General features: G+C 67.4%; 17 protein-coding genes. 11 read left to right on the forward strand and 6 right to left on the reverse strand.

Going from position 1 to position 22,381, the window contains the following annotated elements; translation table 11 throughout:
• Positions 1 to 309 precede the first annotated feature (309 nt).
• From C7C45_RS09210 to C7C45_RS09230, 6 genes are all read left to right on the forward strand, one after another.
• Positions 310 to 1,479 carry an NsdA family TPR-like regulatory protein gene (locus C7C45_RS09210; RefSeq protein WP_110563185.1) on the forward strand — a complete coding sequence of 390 codons (1,170 nt, stop codon included), beginning with the start codon at positions 310 to 312 and terminating at the stop codon, positions 1,477 to 1,479.
• Positions 1,480 to 1,635: 156 nt separating this feature from the next.
• A complete protein-coding gene (locus C7C45_RS09215) occupies positions 1,636 to 2,022 on the forward strand; it encodes a hypothetical protein (RefSeq protein WP_110563186.1) in 387 nt (128 codons plus the stop codon).
• A gap of 204 nt (positions 2,023 to 2,226) precedes the next feature.
• The gene (locus tag C7C45_RS09220; RefSeq protein ID WP_110563187.1) at positions 2,227 to 2,607 is read left to right on the forward strand and encodes a hypothetical protein; all 381 of its coding nucleotides are present in this window, start codon (positions 2,227 to 2,229) and stop codon (positions 2,605 to 2,607) included.
• Between the two features lie 584 nt (positions 2,608 to 3,191).
• The gene (locus C7C45_RS09225) at positions 3,192 to 5,639 is read left to right on the forward strand and encodes a type I restriction-modification system subunit M (RefSeq protein ID WP_208641107.1); all 2,448 of its coding nucleotides are present in this window, start codon (positions 3,192 to 3,194) and stop codon (positions 5,637 to 5,639) included.
• Between the two features lie 89 nt (positions 5,640 to 5,728).
• Entirely contained in the window at positions 5,729 to 6,994 is a 1,266-nt protein-coding gene (locus tag C7C45_RS33590; RefSeq protein WP_146247299.1) for a restriction endonuclease subunit S, read from the forward strand.
• A gap of 607 nt (positions 6,995 to 7,601) precedes the next feature.
• The gene (locus C7C45_RS09230) at positions 7,602 to 9,716 is read left to right on the forward strand and encodes an AIPR family protein (RefSeq protein WP_208641108.1); all 2,115 of its coding nucleotides are present in this window, start codon (positions 7,602 to 7,604) and stop codon (positions 9,714 to 9,716) included.
• Positions 9,717 to 10,108: 392 nt separating this feature from the next.
• On the opposite strand, the gene C7C45_RS09235 is transcribed toward C7C45_RS09230, so the two are convergent.
• The 3 genes from C7C45_RS09235 to C7C45_RS09245 form a co-directional block, all read right to left on the reverse strand.
• A complete protein-coding gene (locus C7C45_RS09235; RefSeq protein WP_007465523.1) occupies positions 10,109 to 10,363 on the reverse strand; it encodes a Smr/MutS family protein in 255 nt (84 codons plus the stop codon).
• Between the two features lie 143 nt (positions 10,364 to 10,506).
• Entirely contained in the window at positions 10,507 to 10,875 is a 369-nt protein-coding gene (locus tag C7C45_RS09240) for a tetratricopeptide repeat protein (RefSeq protein WP_110563189.1), read from the reverse strand.
• Between the two features lie 111 nt (positions 10,876 to 10,986).
• Positions 10,987 to 11,757, reverse strand: coding sequence for an ROK family protein (locus tag C7C45_RS09245; RefSeq protein WP_110563190.1), 771 nt, complete (start codon positions 11,755 to 11,757; stop codon positions 10,987 to 10,989).
• Positions 11,758 to 11,819: 62 nt separating this feature from the next.
• Here C7C45_RS09245 and C7C45_RS09250 point away from each other — a divergent pair, with 62 nt between their 5' ends.
• From C7C45_RS09250 to C7C45_RS09260, 3 genes are all read left to right on the forward strand, one after another.
• Entirely contained in the window at positions 11,820 to 13,457 is a 1,638-nt protein-coding gene (locus C7C45_RS09250) for an ABC-F family ATP-binding cassette domain-containing protein (protein ID WP_110563191.1), read from the forward strand.
• 38 nt (positions 13,458 to 13,495) lie between these two features.
• Positions 13,496 to 13,804 (forward strand): hypothetical protein, encoded by a 309-nt coding sequence (locus C7C45_RS09255; RefSeq protein WP_110563192.1) that lies wholly within the window; start codon positions 13,496 to 13,498, stop codon positions 13,802 to 13,804.
• A gap of 188 nt (positions 13,805 to 13,992) precedes the next feature.
• On the forward strand, positions 13,993 to 14,718 hold the full coding sequence (locus C7C45_RS09260; protein ID WP_110563193.1) for a methyltransferase domain-containing protein: 726 nt from the start codon (positions 13,993 to 13,995) through the stop codon (positions 14,716 to 14,718).
• Positions 14,719 to 14,894: 176 nt separating this feature from the next.
• Here C7C45_RS09260 and C7C45_RS09270 read toward each other — a convergent pair whose 3' ends face one another.
• Positions 14,895 to 16,376 (reverse strand): amino acid permease, encoded by a 1,482-nt coding sequence (locus tag C7C45_RS09270; protein ID WP_110563194.1) that lies wholly within the window; start codon positions 16,374 to 16,376, stop codon positions 14,895 to 14,897.
• A gap of 203 nt (positions 16,377 to 16,579) precedes the next feature.
• On the opposite strand from C7C45_RS09270, the gene C7C45_RS09275 reads away from it, so the two are divergent.
• Positions 16,580 to 18,247: a glycoside hydrolase family 10-like protein gene (locus C7C45_RS09275; protein ID WP_110563195.1), complete on the forward strand. Its 1,668-nt coding sequence runs from the start codon at positions 16,580 to 16,582 to the stop codon at positions 18,245 to 18,247.
• A gap of 186 nt (positions 18,248 to 18,433) precedes the next feature.
• Complete coding sequence (locus C7C45_RS09280; RefSeq protein ID WP_110563196.1) at positions 18,434 to 18,973, forward strand: phospholipase; 540 nt, start codon at positions 18,434 to 18,436, stop codon at positions 18,971 to 18,973.
• A 167-nt stretch (positions 18,974 to 19,140) separates the two neighbouring features.
• Here C7C45_RS09280 and C7C45_RS09290 read toward each other — a convergent pair whose 3' ends face one another.
• On the reverse strand, positions 19,141 to 21,981 hold the full coding sequence (locus tag C7C45_RS09290; RefSeq protein ID WP_110563298.1) for an ATP-binding protein: 2,841 nt from the start codon (positions 21,979 to 21,981) through the stop codon (positions 19,141 to 19,143).
• Positions 21,982 to 22,133: 152 nt separating this feature from the next.
• On the reverse strand, positions 22,134 to 22,349 hold the full coding sequence (locus C7C45_RS09295; RefSeq protein ID WP_110563197.1) for an FmdB family zinc ribbon protein: 216 nt from the start codon (positions 22,347 to 22,349) through the stop codon (positions 22,134 to 22,136).
• Between the last annotated feature and the right edge of the window lie 32 nt (positions 22,350 to 22,381).

The following is a 22,381-nucleotide window of genomic DNA, read 5'->3' on the forward strand; positions in this document are numbered from 1 at the left end:
CACGTGCCATCTCGGGCACGCCGGCCATCACAGAGCCGCCCCGCTGGTCGACACTGCCGTCCCGCTTCGTGATCCGATGTGCGCCGGACAGCTGTGGGTAGCAGGTCGCTGCTCCGGTCTCGTCAACTGGACCAGATGCCGTCTGCACCACCAGCGCTTGAAACTTTCCCGAACTGTCACCACGCCTCCCACCGGTCACTGCGCGTGCTCGTCCGGTACACCCTGCGGCGGTACGCTCACATCGGTCGACGGGTTGCGCGTTGCCAGCCCGCACCGGCAACCCGGCAACCTCGGCGGGAGGCGCGAGACATGCCAACATTCGGCACCCGCATGCGGACAGCGCGGGAAGCGCGCGGGCTGAGCCTGGCCGCCCTTGCCGAGTTGCTGCCCGCTGACAAGGGGCATCTCTCCCGGCTTGAGAACGGCCGCCGCCGCCCGGGCGAAGATCTCACCCGTCGGATCGACGAGGTGCTCGGCACCCGCGGTGAGCTGATCACCTGCGCCGCCCTGGATGCCGCTGCCGCTGCCGACACCCGACCGTCGGAGACCGTCGAGCTGTTACGTCGGATGCATGCCAGCGATACCGCCCCCGCCACCATCGAGACGTTGCACGCGACCGTGACCGAGCTGTCCTGCCAATACGGGTGGCGCGACGCTGCGGAACTCCGCGCCGAAGGTCAGGGTTGGCTGCGTGAGGTCGTGCGGCTGCTACAGCGAGCCACCGGGCTACGACAGCACCGCGAATTGCTGGTATGCGCGGGCTGGCTGGCACTGCTGATCGGCTGTGTCGAGTACGACCTCGGCATGCGCGTCAGCGCCGAGGCCACCCGCACTGCCGCCCGACAGCTCGGCGACGAAGCCGACCACGCGGACATCACCGGCTGGGCGTGGGAGATGACGGCCTGGTTCGCACTCACCCAGTCCCGGCACGAAGCGGCGCTGACCGCCGCTCGGGCCGGGCAGGAAGCTGCCGGACGGCAGCGGGTGGGGGTGCAACTGATCGCGCAGGAAGCCAAGGCGTTGGCCCGGCTCGGCGACCTCCACGGTGCGCGAACGGCGCTCGACCGAGGCCGGCAGTTCCTCGACGACCTGGGCGCGCCCGATCGGCCCGACAACCACTTCGAAGTTGATCCCGGAAAATGGCTGTTCTACGCGATGGACGCCTACCGACTCGCTGAACACGACGTTCTCGCCGAGCACTACGCCAACGAGGTTTTGCGTCTCGGCACCGGACCGGACGGCGTCGATCGGTCGCCCATGCGGACGGCCGAAGCCCGGCTCACTCTCGCCGTCACAGCCCTGCGCGCTGGCGAGCTGGACCGGGCCGTCGAGCAGGGGGTGGCAGCATTCACCGCTACTCGCCGCTCCCTGCCCTCGCTGCTGCTCGTCGCCGGAGAGGCTGACGTCGAGCTTCAGCGCCGCCACCCCCGCGAGCACGCCACCGCAGAGTTCCGCGACGCGCTGAAGGCGGTTCGGTAGCCGCGCCAAGCCTGCCGTCCCCTAGACATGGCGGTTCCCACCGACTCGTCAACGACCAGGCCCACGCCCTTGCGCACATGGAGGTGCTGCAATACGGCTGGCCGGCTGATCGGTTTAGGGACAGTCCGGATCGACGGTGGTTGTTACCGTCGCCGCATGGTCACGGGGAGCAACAAGGGTCTGGGCAAGCCGCGCAGGCCGATGTCTCTTCAGGAGCGGGCGCAGGCGGAGCGGGACATCCGAGGTGCGATCGCCTACCTCCAGGAGAGTGCCTACGCCAACTTCCGCTCCGCGGTCGCCAACGTCGCGATCTTCTTCGGTTTTATCGGCGTGTTCGGGATAGCCATCGAGCCCCCGGATGGGTTACGCCTGATCCCCATGGTCGTACTTGTCCTCGCCGGACTGGTCGGAGCCGCCTACTACCCTTTCCGGCAGCATTGGAAGATCGCCGTCAGGCTCTTGGTGACATCGAGCGCGCTCATGGCGATCGGAATGGCCGGTCTCGTCCTGGTAGGCAGAGTCCTGGAGAATAGCCAGCAGTGACCCGCCCTGAGTACCGGGACGGATGCGCGCCGACCGGATCAACGATGTTCTAGCGGCATGTCGCGACACATCGTCGACAATCGACGGCCACTCGATCCGGCTCGCTGGGGGCGGACAGGCTTTGGCGTGCTGCTGGCCGGCCTCGCTGTGCTGCCTTCCGCTGGATGTGCCCCCTCGGGCCACGACAGGGCTCGGGACTCGGTCTTGCAGAGGACCGAACAGGTCGCCCACGAGACCGAGCCATGGGCGCCCGTCTCACACAGCCTGAAGGGCTGGAAGAGCAACCAGTCCGTACTCGACCGGCTCGTCGCCGAAACCGGAGGCGAACGGCTCACCTCCTCGGTCCACGATCCGGACGAGCGTGGGGTGGGCCTGCTGGCCACGGTCGAGGTGATGATGGTGGGCCACGCATCCGAGGGCTGGCTGGCCAACGAGGAGACGTCCTACTACATCTGCGTACGCTTCGACGTTCGCCGGAAGGCCAGCGGCCCGCGCGAGATCACTCCCGTGACCGTCGATTGCCCACACGGGGTGCTGGCCACCCGGGCTCCCGCAGTGACGTCGCTACAGGTAGATCGGATCTAACTTCGGATCGGTCTACCTGAAACCCGCCAGCGCCACTTCCCAGCGGTATTGATCTAGCAGAGGGACCTCGTAGCCGGAACCCGACGAGATGCTGCGCGAGCTCGGCGCGGACCCGTCACCGATAGACATTGGTAGCCACCGCCGGTTCACCTCAGACGGCCTGGAGACGGCCTGATCTTGATGTCGTGTTCCGGGGCTTCGCCCCCGCCGGGGGCCTGGTAGGGGGGTTGCCGGCCAGCGTCAGCGGGCGTCACTCCCTGTGGTCTTGCCCTTCGGCGTCGCGCCTGTCGTGACCATCGGCGTGAGTCCTGCATCACAGCGTCCCCTGACTTCTTACTGACCGCTGGGACGCTCAGCCGGACCCCCAGTCGCTCCGATATGATCGCTACCGCGCGGGGACTAGGTCGTTCGGGTGACGAAGCCCTCCACCTGGCACCGGCCGGAGAGGCTGGGCGATCGGACGACTACCCGACGAGGAAACCCGCAACCACCCGCGCGTGAACGGCTGACTCCCAGCCCCAACGCTTGCCGTTCGGGCATCCGGAGCGACGGTCAATGGCAGGCCATCGAGTACGGTTTCGACCATGAGCATGGTGGGTGTGACGCCGGCGCCTGACCAAGACTTTCCTTCGAGCGGACGCCTGCACCAGGTGGAGCACAAAGTCTGGGTGCCGCTACGCAGGAAATGGGTGGATGTTTCCAGTAAGCCCGAGGAGCTGGTGCGTCAGGAGTGGATCCGCCGCCTCGTCGTCGATGGCGGCTTCTCCCTTCTACAGATAGACCAGGAGAGGCGTACGCAGCATGGCCGCCGCTCGCCCCGGGCAGACATTGTCGTCTGGGCAAGCCCGGCCGACAAGGTTGCGAAAAAATCTCCCGTACTCGTTGTCGAGACAAAGGCGGGTGACGGACGCGCTCGGCACGAGGACTTCTGGCAGGGTGAGTCCTACGCTCGGGCCAGCGAGGCTCGTTTTCTCATCATCGCGACCGCAACCACGCACTCTGTATTTGAGGTCGTCCGCGGACTTCCCGGTTCGACTCAGGAAATTAACGACTGGCCGAAGGCGCACGACGTTGCCGACACTGCCCGTCTGTCGAAGCTCGTAGCTCGTCAGCGGACCTTCGACCGCGACGAGTTTCAGAGGCTGTTGTTCGAGTGTCACTCGTTGCTCCGGGACGCGCATGCAATGACCCCGGATCGGGCCTTCGACACCATGTCCAAGGTTCTGTTCGTCAAACTCCACGTGGAGCGAACTCAGACGCACGAGACATTCACCACCGAATACCTCGACCGATGGGCTGCGATGCAGCTTCGTCGTACGTCAGTGGTGCACGACTTGCTGTTCGAGGACACCAAGGACGCCTACAGGGCCGACGGTTTGTTCAACGCCACGGATAAGCTCGATATCTCTGAAGCAACCTTTCGGCAACTCGTCAGCAAGCTGGAGCGGTTTAACCTGTCCAAGACTGGCGAGGATGTCAAGGGTATTGCTTTTGAGAAGTTCCTGGGCCGCACCTTCCGGGGCGAGCTTGGACAATTCTTCACCCCGCGTCCTGTCGTCGAATTTATGATCCGCGCCCTTAACCCCCACGAAAAGGAGATAATCTGCGATCCTGCCGCTGGATCTGGCGGATTCCTGATCGCGGCATTCGATCATGTCCGTGCCGCGATTGCGGCTGATATAGACAGGCAGCGTCAGGCGGAGATCGAGCGAATTTCTTCAGAGTATCCGGACGATGCCACTGAGGAAATGCTTGACGAGCGAGATGCTCGCATCGACAGAGCCGTACGGAAGATCAACCGAGAGCTCCTGCCGACGGACGACCAGGGCGAGCGGGTCGAAACCCGTGTAGGACATCTCGCCTGGGAAGCAATTTACGGCAGCGACAAAGAACCACGTGCCGCTCGTACAGCCAAGATGAATATGATTATGCACGGCGACGGGCACGGGGGGATCCACTGGCACGACGGCCTAGTCGATGTAAACGGGATTTTCAACGGCCGGTTTAAAGTCGTAGTGACCAACCCACCTTTCGGTGCAACTGTCAATCGCCAGCAGCGCGTTGGTGACACGCGAGAGTCGGATGTCGAGGACGGGGGGAGCCGCTATCGATCGAGACAGAAAGAACGCTACGGCGAAGCGTGGGAAGCGTCGCACGCTCAGGTCCTCGCTGCCCGAGGTCAACCCATTCTCGATCTGTACGAGATCGGGCGTGGGCAGAATTCGCGTCAGACCGAGACTTTGTTTGTAGAGCGATGCTTGAATCTCCTCGACGTAGGTGGCCGCATGGCCATCATTCTGCCCAATGGCAACCTGAATGCTGCCTCGCTTTCCTGGCTTCGGCGCTGGACTGAAGGCAAGGCATTCCTGCGTGGCGTTGTGGCTCTCCCTGGAGAGACATTCAAGTTCTCCCGCGCCTCGGTCTCCGCCTCAGTGGTGTTCCTACAAAAGTTCACCGAGGACGACGCCGCACGTTGGGAGTCGGCTTGGACTGAGGCGGCCGCTGCATCCGACGGGGATTTCGACACGAGGCGCAACGCGGCTGTGCTGCGCTGGGAGCAGCGCGTAGTGGACGGCAACGATCAGCAGCTGCAAAAACTGCTCGAGGATCTAGCCGCATACGGAGTCAAGCGTTGCCTTCCTGCCTGGAAGCGTGCACCTTCGGAAGGGCTAGTCCGTGGGGCGGGCACGACTCGCATCGGAGCGCCGGTGTGGGCCGGTACTGCCCCGCCAAGGGAGTCTCGGGTCCGAGATCTGAAGGCCCGGTACTCACTTCTCGCCCCTGCGGTTCCGGCGCTCAAGGAAGCACTTAAAGGACTCCGCGCAGAGCTGCGAGCGGTCGACGATGAACAGACCGAGGCAATGTGGAAAATGGTGCGTACGACATTTGACTACCCGGTCTTCATGTCCAAACCATCAGCAGTAGGAATTACGACCACGGGCGATACTGGAGATCATGTCCCCAACGATCTCCCCAAAGTACTCGCTGAATGGCACCGGTACGTGACAGATATTCCTGGCTGGCCGGCATGACGTCCCTCACCTGGAGGGTGCGGTTTACGGACCTCGATCGTTGGGATGCCGTCGAGCCCGCTGCCGGCGGTCGCGCCTGGCGTTGGCCGGTGATGACTCTCAGAGATGTCGCTGACGTTCGTCTTGGTACCCAGCTGCGCAGCAGCTACAAGGAGGGGGTGGCACGGCCATACTTGCGCGCCGCAAACGTTCAGCGTGGCTTCCTTAACCTTGCGGACGTCAAGACAATGTTCGTCAGCGTGGAGCAAGCTAACCGCCTTGAGTTGCGCGGGCAGGATCTCCTGTTTGTGGAGGGCAATTCCCTTGAAGAGGTGGGGCGTGCTGCTGTATGGCCAGGCGGTGAGCCGACAATTATTCAAAACGCTCTAATCAGAGCTCGTTTGACTACCGACAGGCTCAATTCCGACTTCGTTGCTCTCTGGTTCAATAGCGCTCTAGGAAACGAATACGTCCGCCAGCATGCCACGACCACCTCCGGATCTCTATGGCATATCGGTGCAGGGAAGTTAGCCGGCGCTCCTATCCCGATCCCGCCTCTTGATGTCCAACGGCGACTCGTCGATGAGCATGCCAAGATCATGGACCTAGCTCGCGATGCCGACGTATCGTTGGATGCCGAGAAAAGGGCTGCCTGGGAGCGCTTCACCGGCGAGGTGGTCAGGCTGGAGGATCCTTCCATCCAAGGTGGCCTGGTCCAGTTCGTGCGCTTTGCTGACCTAGACAGGTGGGATGGGGCGGCGAGTAGTAAGTCACTGGAGTCACGCTGGCCTGTACCGGCCCTCCGTGACGTAAGCGAGATTCGCCTCGGTGTTCAAGTTCCGCGCAAGAACTCCATCCCGTCTGGTCCAGTTCGTCCGTATCTGCGCGCCGCAAATATCCAACGGGGGTTCGTCGACACGTCCGACGTGAAGAATATGGGAGTCAGCAAGAAGCAGGCCGAGGCGCTTGAGCTGCGGGCCGGTGATCTACTTTTTGTCGAGGGATCTGGCTCACCCAAAGAGGTAGGCCGATGCGCAACCTGGGACGGGGCGACATCCGGCGTCATCCACCAGAACAGCGTTATTCGTGCGCGTCTAGTGGCCGACTTTCTTGACCCCCAGTTCGTGGCTACATGGTTTAACTCGCCAGCGGGCAACGCGTACATCCGTCAACACGCTACAACCACATCAGGGCTATATCACATCGGGGCCGGAAAGCTGGCGGGAGCTCCTGTACCGCAGCCTCCCTTGGACGTGCAGCGACGCCTCGTTCAAGACCTAAAGATGGACCTTGAGGCTGCCGCCGAGCACTCGGTCCGGGCAGCCGAACTGCGGGAGAAGGCTCGGTCGCTCATACCTGCGGAGCTCCTCCACTGACCCAGAGGAGATTGTAGGCACTCCTTGGGAGCCTCTTTTCAAAGAGACGCCAGGCAATCTGATGCGGCGGCTCAGGCCACACCTGGAGAGGACCCTCAGTTCGTGGCCGATTCGGAGGGTGCGCTTAAAATTAGGAATATGCCGGCTCACGTCTACTTCAACATCCAATCCGAGGAAATGCTTTCGTTTGCGGGCCACAATCATATGTTTTGCAAATCGGAAGGAGTCTCTGAACGCATAGAAGGCCCTGTGGATCGCTTGCGTGAAGCGTGCGGCACCTAGCGGCGATCGGCGGGTTATACCGAACTAGAGGATGCGTTGGTGAAACAAACGTTGCGGGAGGCCGCCTATAGAGATTCACCGGATCAATGGGGTTTGTCTTCGACGGGGGACCAGACTGGCTGAGCCTTCCGATTCACGTCTTACGTCGAGCGACCGTACCAGCGCGGCGCTGGGGCCTGCGGAGCCTGCTTGATCATGGCCCGCACCGCATAAGCGTGAGACAATCCTCCACTGTGCCGGAGGCCGTGACAGTCCCAGGGGGTAGCTCTTGAGTCCAATCAACCCACGAGCCAGTCTCGGGGACGTCGCCCTTCAGGTACGTCAGGTGGAAGCGTTCCTCCGAGCGGAGTATGTGGACGCCGGCTTGCTGGACCTCAGCGACCTTGAGGGCAAACCGGACGAGGAGCGCGAACCGCGCATGTTGTCTAGGGCGTTGGCCGCCCAAGCGATTCGGATCGCCACAGGCTGGAGTCCCCAGGAAGCTTCACTCGCCGTCACCGACGGCCATGCAGATCAAGGTATAGACGCGATCGCAGTCGTGGATAGTGCCGATCCACATGTCTACCTCGTTCAAGCAAAGTGGAGCAAGACAGGAAGGGCTAACTCCGATCGGTCTGCGGTGCTCGAACTTCTAGCCGGGTTGCGGCTAATCGACGACGAGGACTTCGCCCCATTCAATCCCCGTGGCCGGCAACTCGCCGAGCGAGCGAAGAACGTGATGGGGAGCGGCCCAGTGCCGGTTACACAAGTCATCGCACTGATGCGAGCTGATGAGGTAACCGACGGTTTCCGCCTAGCGATCGATATTGGCGAGCAGGAGTTCAACCGTCACGGCAATGTGCTGCGCCATCGAATCATACTGTCGTCCGAACTGTGGACTTCGGTTCGAGATGATATAGCGCCAAGGCCAGTTGATTTGGAAGCCGACATATTCCCCTGGTTTGCCATCAGCACCCCGTACGAGTCATATCAAGGGGTCGTTGAGGCAGAGCAGGTAGCGCAGTGGCTTACTCACGGCTCAAACCTTTTCAACCTCAACATTCGCAATCCTCTGGGTAGGACGCCGATCAACAATGAGATCATTGAGACTCTTACTAGAGAGCCGGCCCACTTTTGGTACTTCAATAACGGGGTAACAATCCTCTGCGAGTCGGTCGAGAAAAGCCAGCAGTCTATGCGGTCCCCGCAATCACGTCCGATCAGCTTAACCTTGCGCAACGCCAGCGTGGTAAACGGAGCCCAAACCGTTCGTTCAGTCGCTGAGGCCGTTGCCATCGATGCCGTCGCCGCATCGGCCCAGGTTGGCGTTCGCATTATCGTGACCGGTAAAGCTGTCGCCTTCGGTAAACAGGCTACTCAGGCGACCAATCGGCAGAACCGTGTCGAGGCGAGGGACTTTGTCGCGCTCGATCCAATCCAGGCTGCCATTCTGGAGGAGATGCGAGCGGAGCTAGGGCTCGAGTACAGCGTCCGCCGCAGCGAGCTGGAGCCGCAACCCGACACCGGCTGCTCGGTGGTCGAGGCTGCATGTGCGTTGGCTTGTGCCCATCTCGATAGTCAGTACGCCGCTCGGATCGCGACGACTCTTGACGTGCTGTGGGAACGGGGCTCACAGGGCATCTACGACGCCCTGTTCCGGCCGCAGCCTGGCGTCTACCTGCTCTGGAACGCGGTCCAGGTCCTGAGGCAGGTAAGGCGAACCCTCCATCACCTGCGCCCTCGCTACATGGGGCGTGGAGCCGCCTTGGCCGAGCACGGGGTATACCTCCTTGCGCACTTGGTTTTTCGTCGTCTCGATACCGACGCAATTGATGAACCCGATCCGCGGCTCGAGTGGGCCGGGCACGCTGTCGACGAGACAAAGCGGTTGGTAGAGGAACTCTTGCCCATTGTTGCGGGTGTGATCGACGCGCTCTACACGGAGCGTTCGCAGATCCGGTCGGTCTGCTCCGATATAGCCCGATGCCGGGAGGTAACACAGCAGATACTTGGGGTGCCGCAACAAGCTCACCGCCCAGATCGAAACAAGTATCGACATGTGCCAGCCAAGCGCAAGCGGCGCCCGAATGCCGTCTCCGTTCTGATAGATAAGGCCATTCTTGTCGAGGGAGAGGCTCTTACACTTTCGCCGGGCAACCGAGTTGAGGCCGAGGCATTGAAGGGTTGGCTCACCGAGGACCCGAGGCGGGCGCGTGCCACCTGGACCCCCCATCGGACGAAGCCCATCGTCTGGGCAGCAGACGGCCTGCAATATTCGCCGTCTGGCCTGATCTCTCATTTGTGGGAGCTTGCACGATGGGAAGACCGACCTATGGCGAATCAAGGAACCGCCCGCTGGGCTGTCAGTACGGGTGAGACTCTTGCAGATCTGGCATGGCGCGCCCTAGGCGAACTTGAATCCTCCGATGAAAACCCTGATCCGCAAGTCCTCGCGCCGTAGGTCCGCTGCATTCGCTATTGCTGGCGGCGATGGCCGTCGAGTGCAGCTGGCGCCGGCAGTTTGAGTTCTACGGCTAACAGCGCCGATCTGCCATCCCGTCGCCGTCGAACCGCCCTCTGGGTAGCGCCTCGCCGCCGTCCGGTCCGCCATGTGAAGCGGTCCTTGACGGCTCGTATGGACGATGTCAGGTCGGACGGTGGTCTGCTCGGCTTGCCCGAGTCGATGACGACGGGACGGCCTGCTACAACAACCCCGGACCGCGACCGGCCGGCGGAGGCCCGCTGTTCTGGAGCCGGAGGCCTCCGCAAGCCCTTGACGGCCTGGACACGGCATGATCATGGACCAGCGGCCCTGGCAGTGGCCTGTTACGCAGGTCAGAGGCTATGCCGCCGCTACTTCCAGCGGAAGTGGACGAAAAGGCGGCCGAAGTTCTTGGAGTCCTTCTCCACCCGGTGGTAGAGCTGCTTGACGTCCTTCTGGTCGAGGAACCGCAGCACCCGCTTCTTGAGCTGGCCGGACCCCTTGCCGGGGATGATCTCGACGAGGGTGGCCTTCTTCGCCACCGCCTCATCCATGATCCCGCGCAACGCGCGGTCGATGTCCTGCCCCTTGTTGAAGATCTCGTGCAGGTCCAGCTTGAGCTTCATGCCGCAGCCCCCGCCCGGTCAGGTCCCATGCCCGCCATCCTAGGCACGCCCGGCGGACCGCCCGCCGGACGACGAAGAGCCCGCCCGCCGGACGACGAAGGGGCGGTCCCGAAGGACCGCCCCGCCACGTCACCGGTCCACGCTCAGCGCGTGCCGCCCACACGGGTTTCCACCCGCTCCAGCGCCGTCCGGTAGTCGTCGTTGGTCGCGTACATCGCGGCGGCGATCCGCAGGTGCCGCAACGCGTCTGTGTGCCGGTTCAGCCGCTCCAGCGTCCGACCGAGCACGTGATGCGCGTAGTGGTCGCTCGGGTCCCGCTCGACCAGCTCCCGCAGGTGCTCCTCGGCACGGTTGAGCTGGGCCGACTGGAAGTACGCCCGGGCCAGCAACTGCCGGACCGCGGCATTGCCGGGTTCGGCGGCGACGATCGGCTCCAGCAGTCGGGCCGCTCCGCTCGGGTCACCGGTTTCGAAGAACATGGTCGCCCGCCGGTAGTCCGCCAGAAGATCCATCTGCCCACCTCCTCGGGTCGCACCGTCACCTGTTCCGACGCTGGCACAACGCTGGGCGTTTGGCGACTGTTCCCGAGAGCAGGAAGCCGGGAGCCGGGAGCCGGAATCGGGTCAGGTGCGGGCGTCCCGCCGTCCAGCGGACAGCTCCCAGGCGCGCACACCGCCGACGATCCCGGCGGTGTTCGGCACCACCACCACGTCGTCGCCCATCCGGGCCAGTTGCTCGGGCCGGATCAGCCGGGAGTTGCCCCCGCCCAGATAGAGCCGGTCCCAGCGGAACACCGGGCGGAGCCCGTCCACCACCTGCCGGATCCGGCGGGACCAGAAGGCGTCGCCGAGCCGCCGGCGTTCCGGCTCACCCACGTACGTGTCGTAGGTGGTGCCCCACCGCACCGGCGCGTGTGACAACTCCAGGTGCGGCGCGAGCACCCCGCCGTCGAAGAGCGCGCTGCCCAGCCCCGTCCCCAGGGTCAGCACCAGCTCGCAGCCGGTGCCGGCGACCACCCCGGCGCCGTGCACCTCGGCGTCGTTGAGCACGAGCGCCGGCACCCCGAACGCGTCGGCCAGCGCACCGCGCGCGTCCCAGCCGGACCACTCGGCGAGCAGGTCCGGGTCGACCCGGGAGCGTGGGCCGTTACGGGTCACGTAGTGCGGTGTGCTCACCACCACACCGTGCCGGATCATCCCGGGTACGCCGACCGTCAGCCGGTCCGCCGCCGGCAGGCGCCCGCCCAGATCCAGCAGGGTCCGGACAAACAGCGCAGGCGGCAACGGGTACGGGGTCGGCACCCGCAGCGGCCGGGCCCGCATCGTCCCCGCCTCGTCGAGGACGGACGCCTTGATGCCTCCGCCGCCGCAGTCGATCGCCAGTGTGGTCACCACGCCGTTGAGTCTGCCCGCTGCCGTCGGGTCGTATGCCAGCAGCCGGATAGGCTGCCGTCCTGATGAGCGCCACGATGATCGTCAAGGACCTGGCCGCCGGGCACGGCGACCGCCCACTCTTCGCCGGGTTGGACCTGGTAGTCGCCCCCGGTGACGTGGTCGGCCTGGTCGGGCCGAACGGGGCCGGCAAGTCGACGCTGCTGCGTACCCTCGCGGGGTTGCTGCCGGTCGAGGCCGGCAGCGTGCGGCTCAGCCCGCCCACGGCGAGCGTCGGGCACCTTCCGCAGGAGCCGGAACGGCGACCGGGCGAGACCGTGCGGGACTTCCTGGCCCGCCGGACCGGGGTGACCGCCGCGCAGGCGGCGTTGGACGCGGCGACCGAGGCGCTGACCGCCGGGGCGCCGGGCGCCGACGACGCGTACGGCGACGCGTTGGAGCGTTGGCTCGCCCTCGGCGGCGCGGACCTGGACGAACGCGCCGAGCAGGTGAGCGCGGACCTGGGGCTCGCGGTCGACCTGGACCACCCGACGACCGGGTTGTCCGGCGGCCAGGCGGCCCGCGCCGGGCTGGCCTCGCTGCTGCTCAGCCGGTACGACGTGTTCCTGCTCGACGAGCCGACCAACGACCTGGACCTGGCCGGTCTGGAACGGTTGGAGGAGTTCGTCACCGGGCTGCGGGCCGGCACGGTGCTGGTCAGCCACGACCGGGAGTTCCTCCTCCGCACGGTGACCCGGGTGCTGGAGTTGGACCTGCCGCAGCAGCAGGTGCACCACTACGGCGGCGGTTACGCGGCCTACCTGGAGGAGCGCGAGGTGGCGCGCCGGCACGCCCGCGCGGACTTCGAGGAGTACGCCGACACGAAAGCTGGGCTGGAGGCACGGGCCCGCACCCAGCGTGGGTGGATGGAGAAGGGCGTGCGGAACGCCCGGCGCAAGGCCACCGACAACGACAAGATCGGCCGGAAGTTCCGGAGCGAGGCGAGCGAGAAGCAGGCCGCCAAGGCCAAGCAGACCGAACGGCTGATCGAACGGCTCGACGTGGTCGAGGAACCCCGCAAGGAGTGGGAGCTGCGGATGGAGATCGCCGCCGCACCCCGCGCCGGCGCCGTCGTGGCCACGCTGCGAGGTGCGGTGGTACGCCGGGGCGGGTTCACCCTCGGCCCGGTCGACCTGCAGATCGACTGGGCGGACCGGGTCGCGGTGACCGGGGCGAACGGCTCCGGCAAGTCCACCCTGCTGGCCGCGTTGCTCGGGCGGCTGCCGCTGGACGAGGGAACCGCCTCGCTCGGGCCGGGCGTGGTGGTGGGCGAGGTGGACCAGGCACGGGGGCTGTTCCTCGGCGACGCGCCGCTTATCGACGCGTTCCAGGAAGCCGTACCCGACATGTCGCCGGCGGACGCGCGGACCCTGCTGGCCAAGTTCGGGTTGCGGGCGGCGCACGTACCCCGGCCGGCGGCCACCCTCTCCCCCGGTGAGCGAACCCGGGCGGCGCTGGCTCTGCTTCAGGGGCGCGGGGTCAATCTGCTGGTGCTCGACGAGCCCACCAACCACCTGGATCTGGCCGCCATCGAGCAACTCGAATCGGCGCTGGCCAGCTACCCCGGCACGCTGCTTCTGGTCACTCACGACCGACGGATGCTGGCCGCCATCGAGACGAACCGTCGGCTCCGGGTCGACGCCGGGCGGATCGCCGAAGATTGATCCGTGCCAGCGGGCCGGCGCGGGGTGAGAATGACGCCATGCTCAAGTGGGAGTACGCCCTGCTGGTCCGCCGCCGCCAGGCCGCGACCAACGACCTCGGCTGGGAGGTCGTCTTCGTCTGGTACGGCCCGGACGGCTCGATGGTCGACGTGACGCCGTACGGCGACACCTCGCTGGCCCACCTGAACCGGGCCGGTGACCAGGGCTGGGAGTTGGTCGCGATGAGCGAGGACCCGTCCCTGCCCGGCCACCACGAGTTGCACCGCTATCACCTCAAACGGCCGAAGCCCGCCGCCCCGCAACCCCGTCAGCGGATCCGCGGCGGCCGCCGTACCGTCTCGGGCTGACTCGGCCGCTCCGAACGCACCCCTGCGGGCGTCCTGGTCATGATCGACACGACATCGCCGACGTTGGTGTATCCCGCGCCGTGGATGCCGCCAGATCGGCGATCTGGAGTGGATCACGCGTTGCCGAGTCCGACGGGCGGGGCATATCGGGCGCGAATGCGGGTAACGCGCGGCGGGAGGTGGCCCGAATGGTCGCGTTGGCACAAACTCCACCCTCGGCCGACCGGCTGCGGGCGATCGACGAATTCCTCGGTCAGGCGTGGGCGGACCAGGTCCGGCACGATGACCGACTGCGGGGCCTGGCGGTCGAGGTGCGGTTCGACCGCGGGGTGGCCCACCTGAGCGGGGACGTCGCCGAACCCGCCGAGCTACGGCTCGTACGGGACCTGGTGGGGCGGCTGGCCGGCGTCTACGGCGTCTGGTGCCGGGTTGGCGTCGACGGGCGGGCACCGGTGGTCGTGGACCTCGGCTGCGGGCCGACCAAGCAGTGGTCGAGCAACCTGGGGCTGGACATCTACCCGGCGCCGGGGGTGGACGCCGTCGCGGACCTGTCCGGTTCGCTGCCGCTCGCCGACAACTCGGTGGACGTCCTGTTCGCGGTGCACATCCTGGAGCACCTGATCGACTTCCTGCCGCTGGTGGACGAGTGCCACCGGGTGCTCCGCCCGGGCGGCGTGCTGCACGTGATGAGCCCCTGGTGGGGGCACGTGAACGCGGTGGCCGACCCGACTCACGTCCGACTGATGGACGTGCAGACGTTCAAGGGGATCTGCCAGCTCCGACCGCCGGGCACCCCGCGGTGGTACCCCCTGCACGCCGGTTGCGACGGTGCCTCGATCTTCGCGGACCTGACCCCACTCACCCCAGACGCCAACCCCGCACCGAAGCCCCACCTAGCCCGCTTCTTCGACTAACGCCCGGCCACCCGGCCAGGAGGGCAGCACCGACCCCGGCCGGCAGGTCTGGCTTGACGAGGTGACGTGGGTCGACGGCAAGCCGGTGGTCAAGGGCCCCACCGGCGAGCCGCCGCCTCGCCCCTGAGCCGTCGCCGAAGGGCCCCCAAGATCCCGCGGGGGCCCTTCGGCGGATCTCAAGCACCCGGGGCGACGGCGGGATCGTGTCGGGCCAGCCGGTTGCGGCGGTAGCCGTAGCCGAAGTAGATCACCGCGCCGAGCAGCATCCAGGCGAGGAACCGCAGCCAGGTTTCCACCGACAGGTTGAGCATCAGGTAGAAGCAGGCCAGCGCCGAGATGATCGGCAGCACCGGGGAGAACGGCACCCGGAACGGTCGTTCCAGGTCCGGGCGCTTGCGGCGCAGGATCGGGACCGCTGCCGACACGAGCACGAACGCGCAGAGCGCACCGATGCTGACCAGGTCGGCCAGCGCGGACAGCGGCAGGAAGCCGGCGAGCAGCGCGACCGCGACCGTCATGATCGCCGAGATCCGGTACGGCGTGCCCCAGCGCGGATGCACCTTCGCGATCGAGGGCGGGATCAACCCGTCCCGGGCGATGGCGAAGCCGATCCGGCCCATCGCCACCAGGTCGACAAGGATGACGCTGGTCAGGCCTGCGACGGCGGCGATGGAGACCAGCACGGCGGCCCAGCCCGCGCCGACCGACTCGAAGGCCGACGCGATCGGGGCGCCCCGGTCGATCTCGGTGTACGGCACCATCCCGACCACCACCAGCGAGACGCCGATGTAGAGCACGGTGGAGATCAGCAGCGTGCCGAGCAGACCCAGGGTGAGGTCCCGCTTGGGCTTGCGCGTCTCCTCGCCCAGGTTCGCCACCGCCTCGAAGCCGGTGTACGCGAAGAAGACGACCGCAGCGGCGCTGAGCACCCCGACGAAGCCGAAGACGGACGGTTCCAGCCCGAAGAGCGCCTGCGTGACCGGTTGCTTGATGCCGTCGTCGCCGCTACCCGCGGGCTCGGCCGGGGGGATGAACGGGGTGAGGTTGGCGGCCTTGACGAAGAACAGGCCGGCCACCACCACGAAGACGCAGATGGCCACCTTGACCAGCACCAACAGGTTGGTGATCCGGGCGGACTCCCGGATGCCGATGATCCCCACGGTGCCGAGGATCAGCACGATGGCGATCGCGCCGATGTTGACCGTGCTGCCCTCCTCGCCGAACCAGCGGGTCGGCAGGTCGAGCAGTTCCGCGAGGTAGCCGGACCAACCTCGCGCCACCACGGCGGCGCCGAGCGCGAACTCCAGCAGCAGGTCCCAGCCGATGATCCAGGCGACGATCTCGCCCATCGTCGCGTACGCGTAGGTGTAGGCGCTGCCGGCGGTCGGCACGCTGGAGGCCAACTCGGCGTAGCAGAGCGCGGCGAGCAGGGCCACCAGGCCGGCGATGGCGAAGGAGATCACCACACCCGGCCCGGCGCTGTCCCGGGCTTCGATCCCGGTGAGCGTGAAGATGCCGGTGCCGATCACGATGCCGATGCCGAAGCCGGCGAGGTCGACCGCGCCGAGCCGTCTCTTCAGCCCGAGTTGCCCGTCCGAGCCGTCCGCCTCACCTTGGGCTATGACGTCCTTGATCGGTTTGGTGCGCAGCACGGACACCTGGTCACCCCTCCCACCGCACGACCACCCCCGTGGCGGCCGGTAGCCGGCGTTGCTACCCAATGGCGGGATTGATCAACCGTGAACCCTTGCGACAGTGACCAGACTGTGAAAATTTTCTTCCAGCGATACATGGACAGACGGCGAATCTTGCCGGAAGTGCCGCGCTGGACACCGGGAGCCCCACCGAAGGGACATACCGCATGAGAGCCACACGAATCGGTGCCGCCGGGCTGGTCGCAGCCCTACTCGGCACACTCGTCACCACCACCCCCGCCAACGCCGCGCCCGACGCGGCCAGCACCACCACCACCACCAACGCCACCTGCACCACCGACCCGGCCATGCCGAAGCGGCAGTTCCGGGCCATGTGGATCTCGTCGGTGGTCAACATCGACTGGCCCAGCAAGGCATCCCAGACCAGCCCGGACCAGGTCGCCGCCCAACAGGCCGAGTATCGGGAGTTGCTCGACCTCGCCCAGCGGCTGCACCACAACGCAGTCGTGGTGCAGGTCCGGCCCACCGCCGACGCGCTCTGGCCCTCGCCGTACGAGCCGTGGTCGGAATACCTGACCGGCATCCGTGGGCAGGACCCAGGCTGGGACCCCCTGGCCTTCCTGGTCGACGAGGCCCACCGGCGCAACCTGGAATTCCACGCCTGGTTCAACCCGTACCGTGTCTCGATGCCGGCGCCCGGCGGCGCCGGCGCGGACCTCGCCCAACTCGCCCCCGACCACCCGGCCCGGCAGCATCCGGACTGGACCTTCGCCTACCCGCCGGCCGGCGTGGCCGGCAGCCGGCTCTACTACAACCCCGGCATCCCCGAGGTCCGCGAGTTCGTGCAGACCGCGATGATGGACGCGGTCAACCGGTACGACATCGACGGCGTGCACTTCGACGACTACTTCTACCCCTACCCCAGTGGCACCTACCAGGTGCCGGACGACGCCACCTTCGCGGCACACAACCGGGGTTTCACCGACCGGGCGGACTGGCGGCGCGACAACATCAACCTGCTCGTCCAGGAGATGAGCGGCAAGATCAAGGCGGCGAAGCCGTGGGTGAAGTTCGGGGTCAGCCCGTTCGGCATCTGGCGCAACAAGGCCGCCGACCCGCTCGGCTCGGACACCACCGGCAGCCAGTCGTACGACATCATCTCCGCCGACACCCGCAAGTGGATCAAGCAGGAGTGGATCGACTACGTGGTGCCGCAGCTCTACTGGTACATCGGCCAGTACCCGGCGGCCGACTACGCGCGACTCGTGCCGTGGTGGGCCGAGACCGTGCGGGGCACCCACGTACAGCTCTACATCGGCCAGGCCGACTACAAGAGCGGCGATCCGGCGTACGGATCGTACTGGCAGAACCCGAGCGAGCTGTCCGACCACCTGACACTCAATCGGGCGTACCCGGAGGTGCAGGGCAACGTGCACTTCTCAGCCGTCCAGGTGCGGGCCAACCGGCTCGGCGCCACCGACATCTACGCGGCCGAGCACTACTCCCGCCCGGCGCTCGTGCCAGCCATGCCGCACCTGCCGGCCCGCCCACTGCTCTTCCCGGTGGTCACCAAGGCAGCACGGCAGGCCGACGGAGTACGGCTGACCTGGCGCCAGCCGGCTGACGGCGTCGGGCCACTCGGCACCGCCACCTCGTACGCGATCTACCGGTTCGACGGCAGCACGCTGCCCGGCAAGTGCGGCACCGCGGACGCCGCACACCTGGTCGGCACCGTCCGGGCCACCCCCGGCGGAGCCCAGTCCTGGGTGGACACCTCGGCCGCGCCCGGCCGGCGATACACCTACCAGCTGACCGCGCTCGACCGATCCGGCAACGAGAGCCCGACGAGCCCGCCAGCCTTCGTCCTGCGCTGACCCGTCTTCCCTCGCCGAATGCCCCGGGTGCTCAGCGCCCCCGGGGCATTCGTCTGTTTCGACGCCTGTCATCAATAGTTGGCACGGCACATACCGACCGGTTGATCAGCTGATCGAAACTCATCGACATCCGGTAACCCGCCGGTAACTTCAGTTCCGCCCCGCTCACCCCCGCGGAGGTAACCCGTGCCCCGACGTCTCGCCACCCTGTTCGCCTCGGGCGCGCTCGCGCTGCTCGCCACCCTCGCCATCGCCTCCCCCGCCGCCGCCGTCACCCCCGCCCAGCGGCTCTCCGTGCTGTCCAGTTGGACCCAGACCAGCGCCTCCAGTTACAACTCCTGGAACAGCGCCCGGGTCAACCGGGCCCCCTGGGCCGAGTACAACTTCAACTGGTCCACCGACTACTGCTCGTCCAGCCCGGACAACCCGCTCGGGTTCACCTTCAACCTGGGCTGCTACCGGCACGACTTCGGCTACCGCAACTACAAGTCGGTCGGCCAGTTCCCCACCAACAAGTCCCGACTGGACAGCGCCTTCTACGAGGACCTGAAGCGCGTCTGCGCCACGTACAACTCGATCGTTCGGCCGGCGTGCTACAGCCTGGCCTGGACCTACTACCAGGCGGTCAGCCTCTTCGGATCGCTGGCAGCCGTACAACAAGCCGACATCGACCGCGCCGCCCACCTGAAGGCCGAAGCCGAACGCCAAGCCCGAACCCCCGCCTAACCCGCCACCCCCCCCACCCCACCCCCCCCCCCCCCGCGCCCCCCCCCCGCCCCGCCCCGCCCCGCCCCGCCCGCGTCGATCATGAGGTTATTGCCCGCCTTCCCGGCGTGTCGGGGCAATAACCTCATGATCAACAACGGCGTGGGTGGGGTGGGGGTGGGGGTGGGTTAGGCGCGTTCGGTGCGGGTGGCTGGGTGGCGGTCTGGGTCGGCGGGAGTGAGTGGGGTTGGCTCGGGTAGGGCGGTGCTGAAGCGGGTCGAATCGGCTGCCAGGTCCGGGTGCTCCACGTCGAGTGCCAGCGCTGCGGCCTCGTCCAACCCCAACTCGGCACCCTCGCCGTACGCGTCGTCGAACGCCGCGTCGCCCAGCACCGCGCGCAACTCCGCCTGCTGTTCGGCCCAGTAGCCGCCGTAGATGCCCGGGGTCGCCCGCATGCTCGCCCGGGTGGCCTGCGCCGCTCCGAACAGGCGAGCGGCCGTCAGCCGGTCCCCGCCGATCGCGCAGCGCACCGCGATCGCGTTCAACGTGTCGCACGCCCGGCCGTGGTAGCCATGGCCCATTCGAGAACGCAGCGCCACCAACAGGTGCTCATGTGCGGCGATCACGTCACCCCGGGCCAGCGCGACCATCCCGAGCAGCATGTCCACCGAACGCCGACCCCGCTCCACCGGACGGGCCGCCTCCACCGGACGGACCGCGCCCAGCAGGTCCGCGGCCTCCTCCAGGGCGCCCCGGCGCCAGAGCAACTCGGCCAGGCTGAACACCGCCAGCAGCGCTTCGCCGACCACGTCCTGCCCGTGCGCCCAGTCGATGACCTCCCGGCACACCCGCTCGGCCTCGACGAACTGCCCCATGTCCACCAGCGGCGCGGCCCTGCCGGCGAGCACCCGGGCCAGCAAGCCGGCATCACCGGCCTGCCGGGCGGCGGCCTCGGCCCGCTGGGAGTAGCGCAACTCCTCGGCGAACTCGCCGTCCGCGCCGGCGTGCAGCGAATGCATGTGGTAGACCGCTGCCAGCTCCGCCTCCGGGATCCGCTCACCCGTCTCGGCGAGACGCCCGTACAACCGGAACAGCCACAGTCGCCCCTCCCGGGCCAGGCCCCGCTCAAGCCACCACTGGTCCAGGCCACCAGCCAGCCCGAGGCCGGCGCGGGCGCTGCCGCCGGTGGCGCACCACCGCAGTGCGGCGCGAAGCTCCCCGGCCAGCGGGTCGAGGGCATACAGCGACAGCGTCACCGGCCGGCCGTCCTGGCCCAGGTGTGCCCGTTCCACCGCATGCGCGGACCAGGCCACATGCCGGTCCCGGGCGGCCTGCTCCTCACCCGCCTCGACCAACCGCCGCGCCGCGTACGCCCGGATGGGGTCGAGCATCCGGTAAGTGCTGCCGGCGGCACGCGGCTCCGCCAACACCATCGACTTGTCCACCAGCACCGAGAGCGGGTCCAGCGGGTCGTCACCCAGCAGCCACTCCACCGTCGCCAGGTCCACCGGCCCGGCGAAGACGGCCAGCCACCGCAGCAGGCGAGCCGCCCGAGGCCCCAGCGTCCGGTACGACCACGTGACGGTGGCCTGCATGGTCAGGTGCCGCTCGGTGGCCGAGCGCTGCACCGCCCTGCTCGCCGGGGTGGGCGGCGACGCCCCGGCTGCCGCGGCGACCAGGTCCACGGTGTCCTGCTGGTTGCCGGACCAGCCCCGCTCCACCGGTGGTGGATCCGGGTCCTCCCGGCCGGCGTCCAGTGTGCCGAGAACATCGTCCAGCCGCTCGGCGAGCTGACCGACAGAGAGCACCCGCAGGCGGGCGGCGGCCAGCTCGATGGCGAGCGGCAACCCGTCCAGCCGCTGCACCACTCGACGAAGATCGGCCGACTCGGCTGGATCCGGCTGCCGACCGCCGCGGGCCGCCGTCGTACGGTCCAGCAATAACGCCACCGCGTCGCTCTCCATACCGTCCGCCTGCGGGTCGACCGAGAGTGGCGGGATCCGCCACACCACCTCGCCCGGCAGGCTGAACGACTCACGGGTCGTCGCCAGCACCCGCACGCCGCCCCCGCCGGACAGCAACCGTGCGATCACCTCGGCACAGGCCGCCGGTTGGGTGTCGCAGGTGTCCAGGACGACAAGCATGCGGCGGCCGGCCGCGTGCTCGACCAGGGTGTCCAGCATCGGCCGGCCCGGCTCGGGTCGCAGGCCGAGCACCGCGGCGATCGCGAACGCCACCAGCCCCGGGTCGGTCACCGTGGCGATGTCGACGAACCAAACCCCGTCCGGGTACGCCTCGACCACCCCGCTGGCCAACTCCACCGCGAGTCGGGTCTTGCCCGCGCCGCCCGCGCCCAGGACGGTCACGAGGCGGTGCTGCTCCAGCAGCAGCCCCAACTCGACGCGCTCGGACTGTCGACCGACGAACGAGGTCACCTGGGTCGGCAGATTGTGCGCGACCGCGTCGGCGGTGCGGGGTCGGGGGAACTGCCGCTCCAGGCCCGGTGCGACAAGTTGGAAGAGTCGTTCCCGGTCGTCGAAACCGCGCAACCGGTGCAGGCCCAGGTCGAGCAGGGACGCGCCGGGCGGCAACGGGTCGGCCCGACGGGCGGTGGACGCCGAACAGAGCACCTGCCCACCATGCGCGGCGGCGGCCACCCGGGCGGCGCGGTGCACCTCGGGGCTGGCGTAGTCGCCGTCGCGCGGCTCGGCGTAGCCGGTGTGCAGGCCCATCCGCACCCGGGGCGCGGCTTCGGTGGTGGGCCAGTCGTGGCTGGACAACGCGCGCTGGGCGGTCAGGCACGCGGTCAGCGCCGCGGCCGCGTCCTCGAAAGCCAGGAAGAACGAGTCGCCTTCGGTCAGCAACTCCGCGCCGCCCGTGCTGGCCAGCGTCCGGCGCAGCAGCCGTCGATGCTCGGCGAGGACCGGGCGGTAGTCCGGCCCGAGCAGCTGAGCCAGCCGGGTCGAGCCCTCGATATCGGTGAACACGAAGGTCACCCAACCGCTCGGAAGCTGAATCCGTGGCGACATGCGTGGAACCTCCGCCCGTGACGTCGGGTTCATGCTGCCTGAGTCCGAGTGGTCACACATCGTGAGAACGGCCGGGCAGGTGCCGCCTCAAAGTGCCACTCGGACCCGCTCCCGGCAAGACCAGCCCACCAGGTGGCGGCGAACTGACCCGCTCAGCAACCGCAGGCGCCGCCGCAACACCCACCGCCGGCGGACGCCGGGCCACCGCCGGCGACACCACCCCGGCCGGTGACCGCGACCGCGGAGAGCAGCTTGACCGTGTCGGCGTGTCCCTGCGGGCAGGTGGCCGGGTCAGCGGCAGCGGCCATCGAACGGTTGACCTCGAAGGTGTCGCCGCAGGCGCGGCAGCGGAACTCGTACCGGGGCATGCACCCAGGGTACGTGGATCTGGCGTTTGGCG

The organism is Micromonospora arborensis, from assembly GCF_003205615.1.
Taxonomy (GTDB): domain Bacteria; phylum Actinomycetota; class Actinomycetes; order Mycobacteriales; family Micromonosporaceae; genus Micromonospora; species Micromonospora arborensis.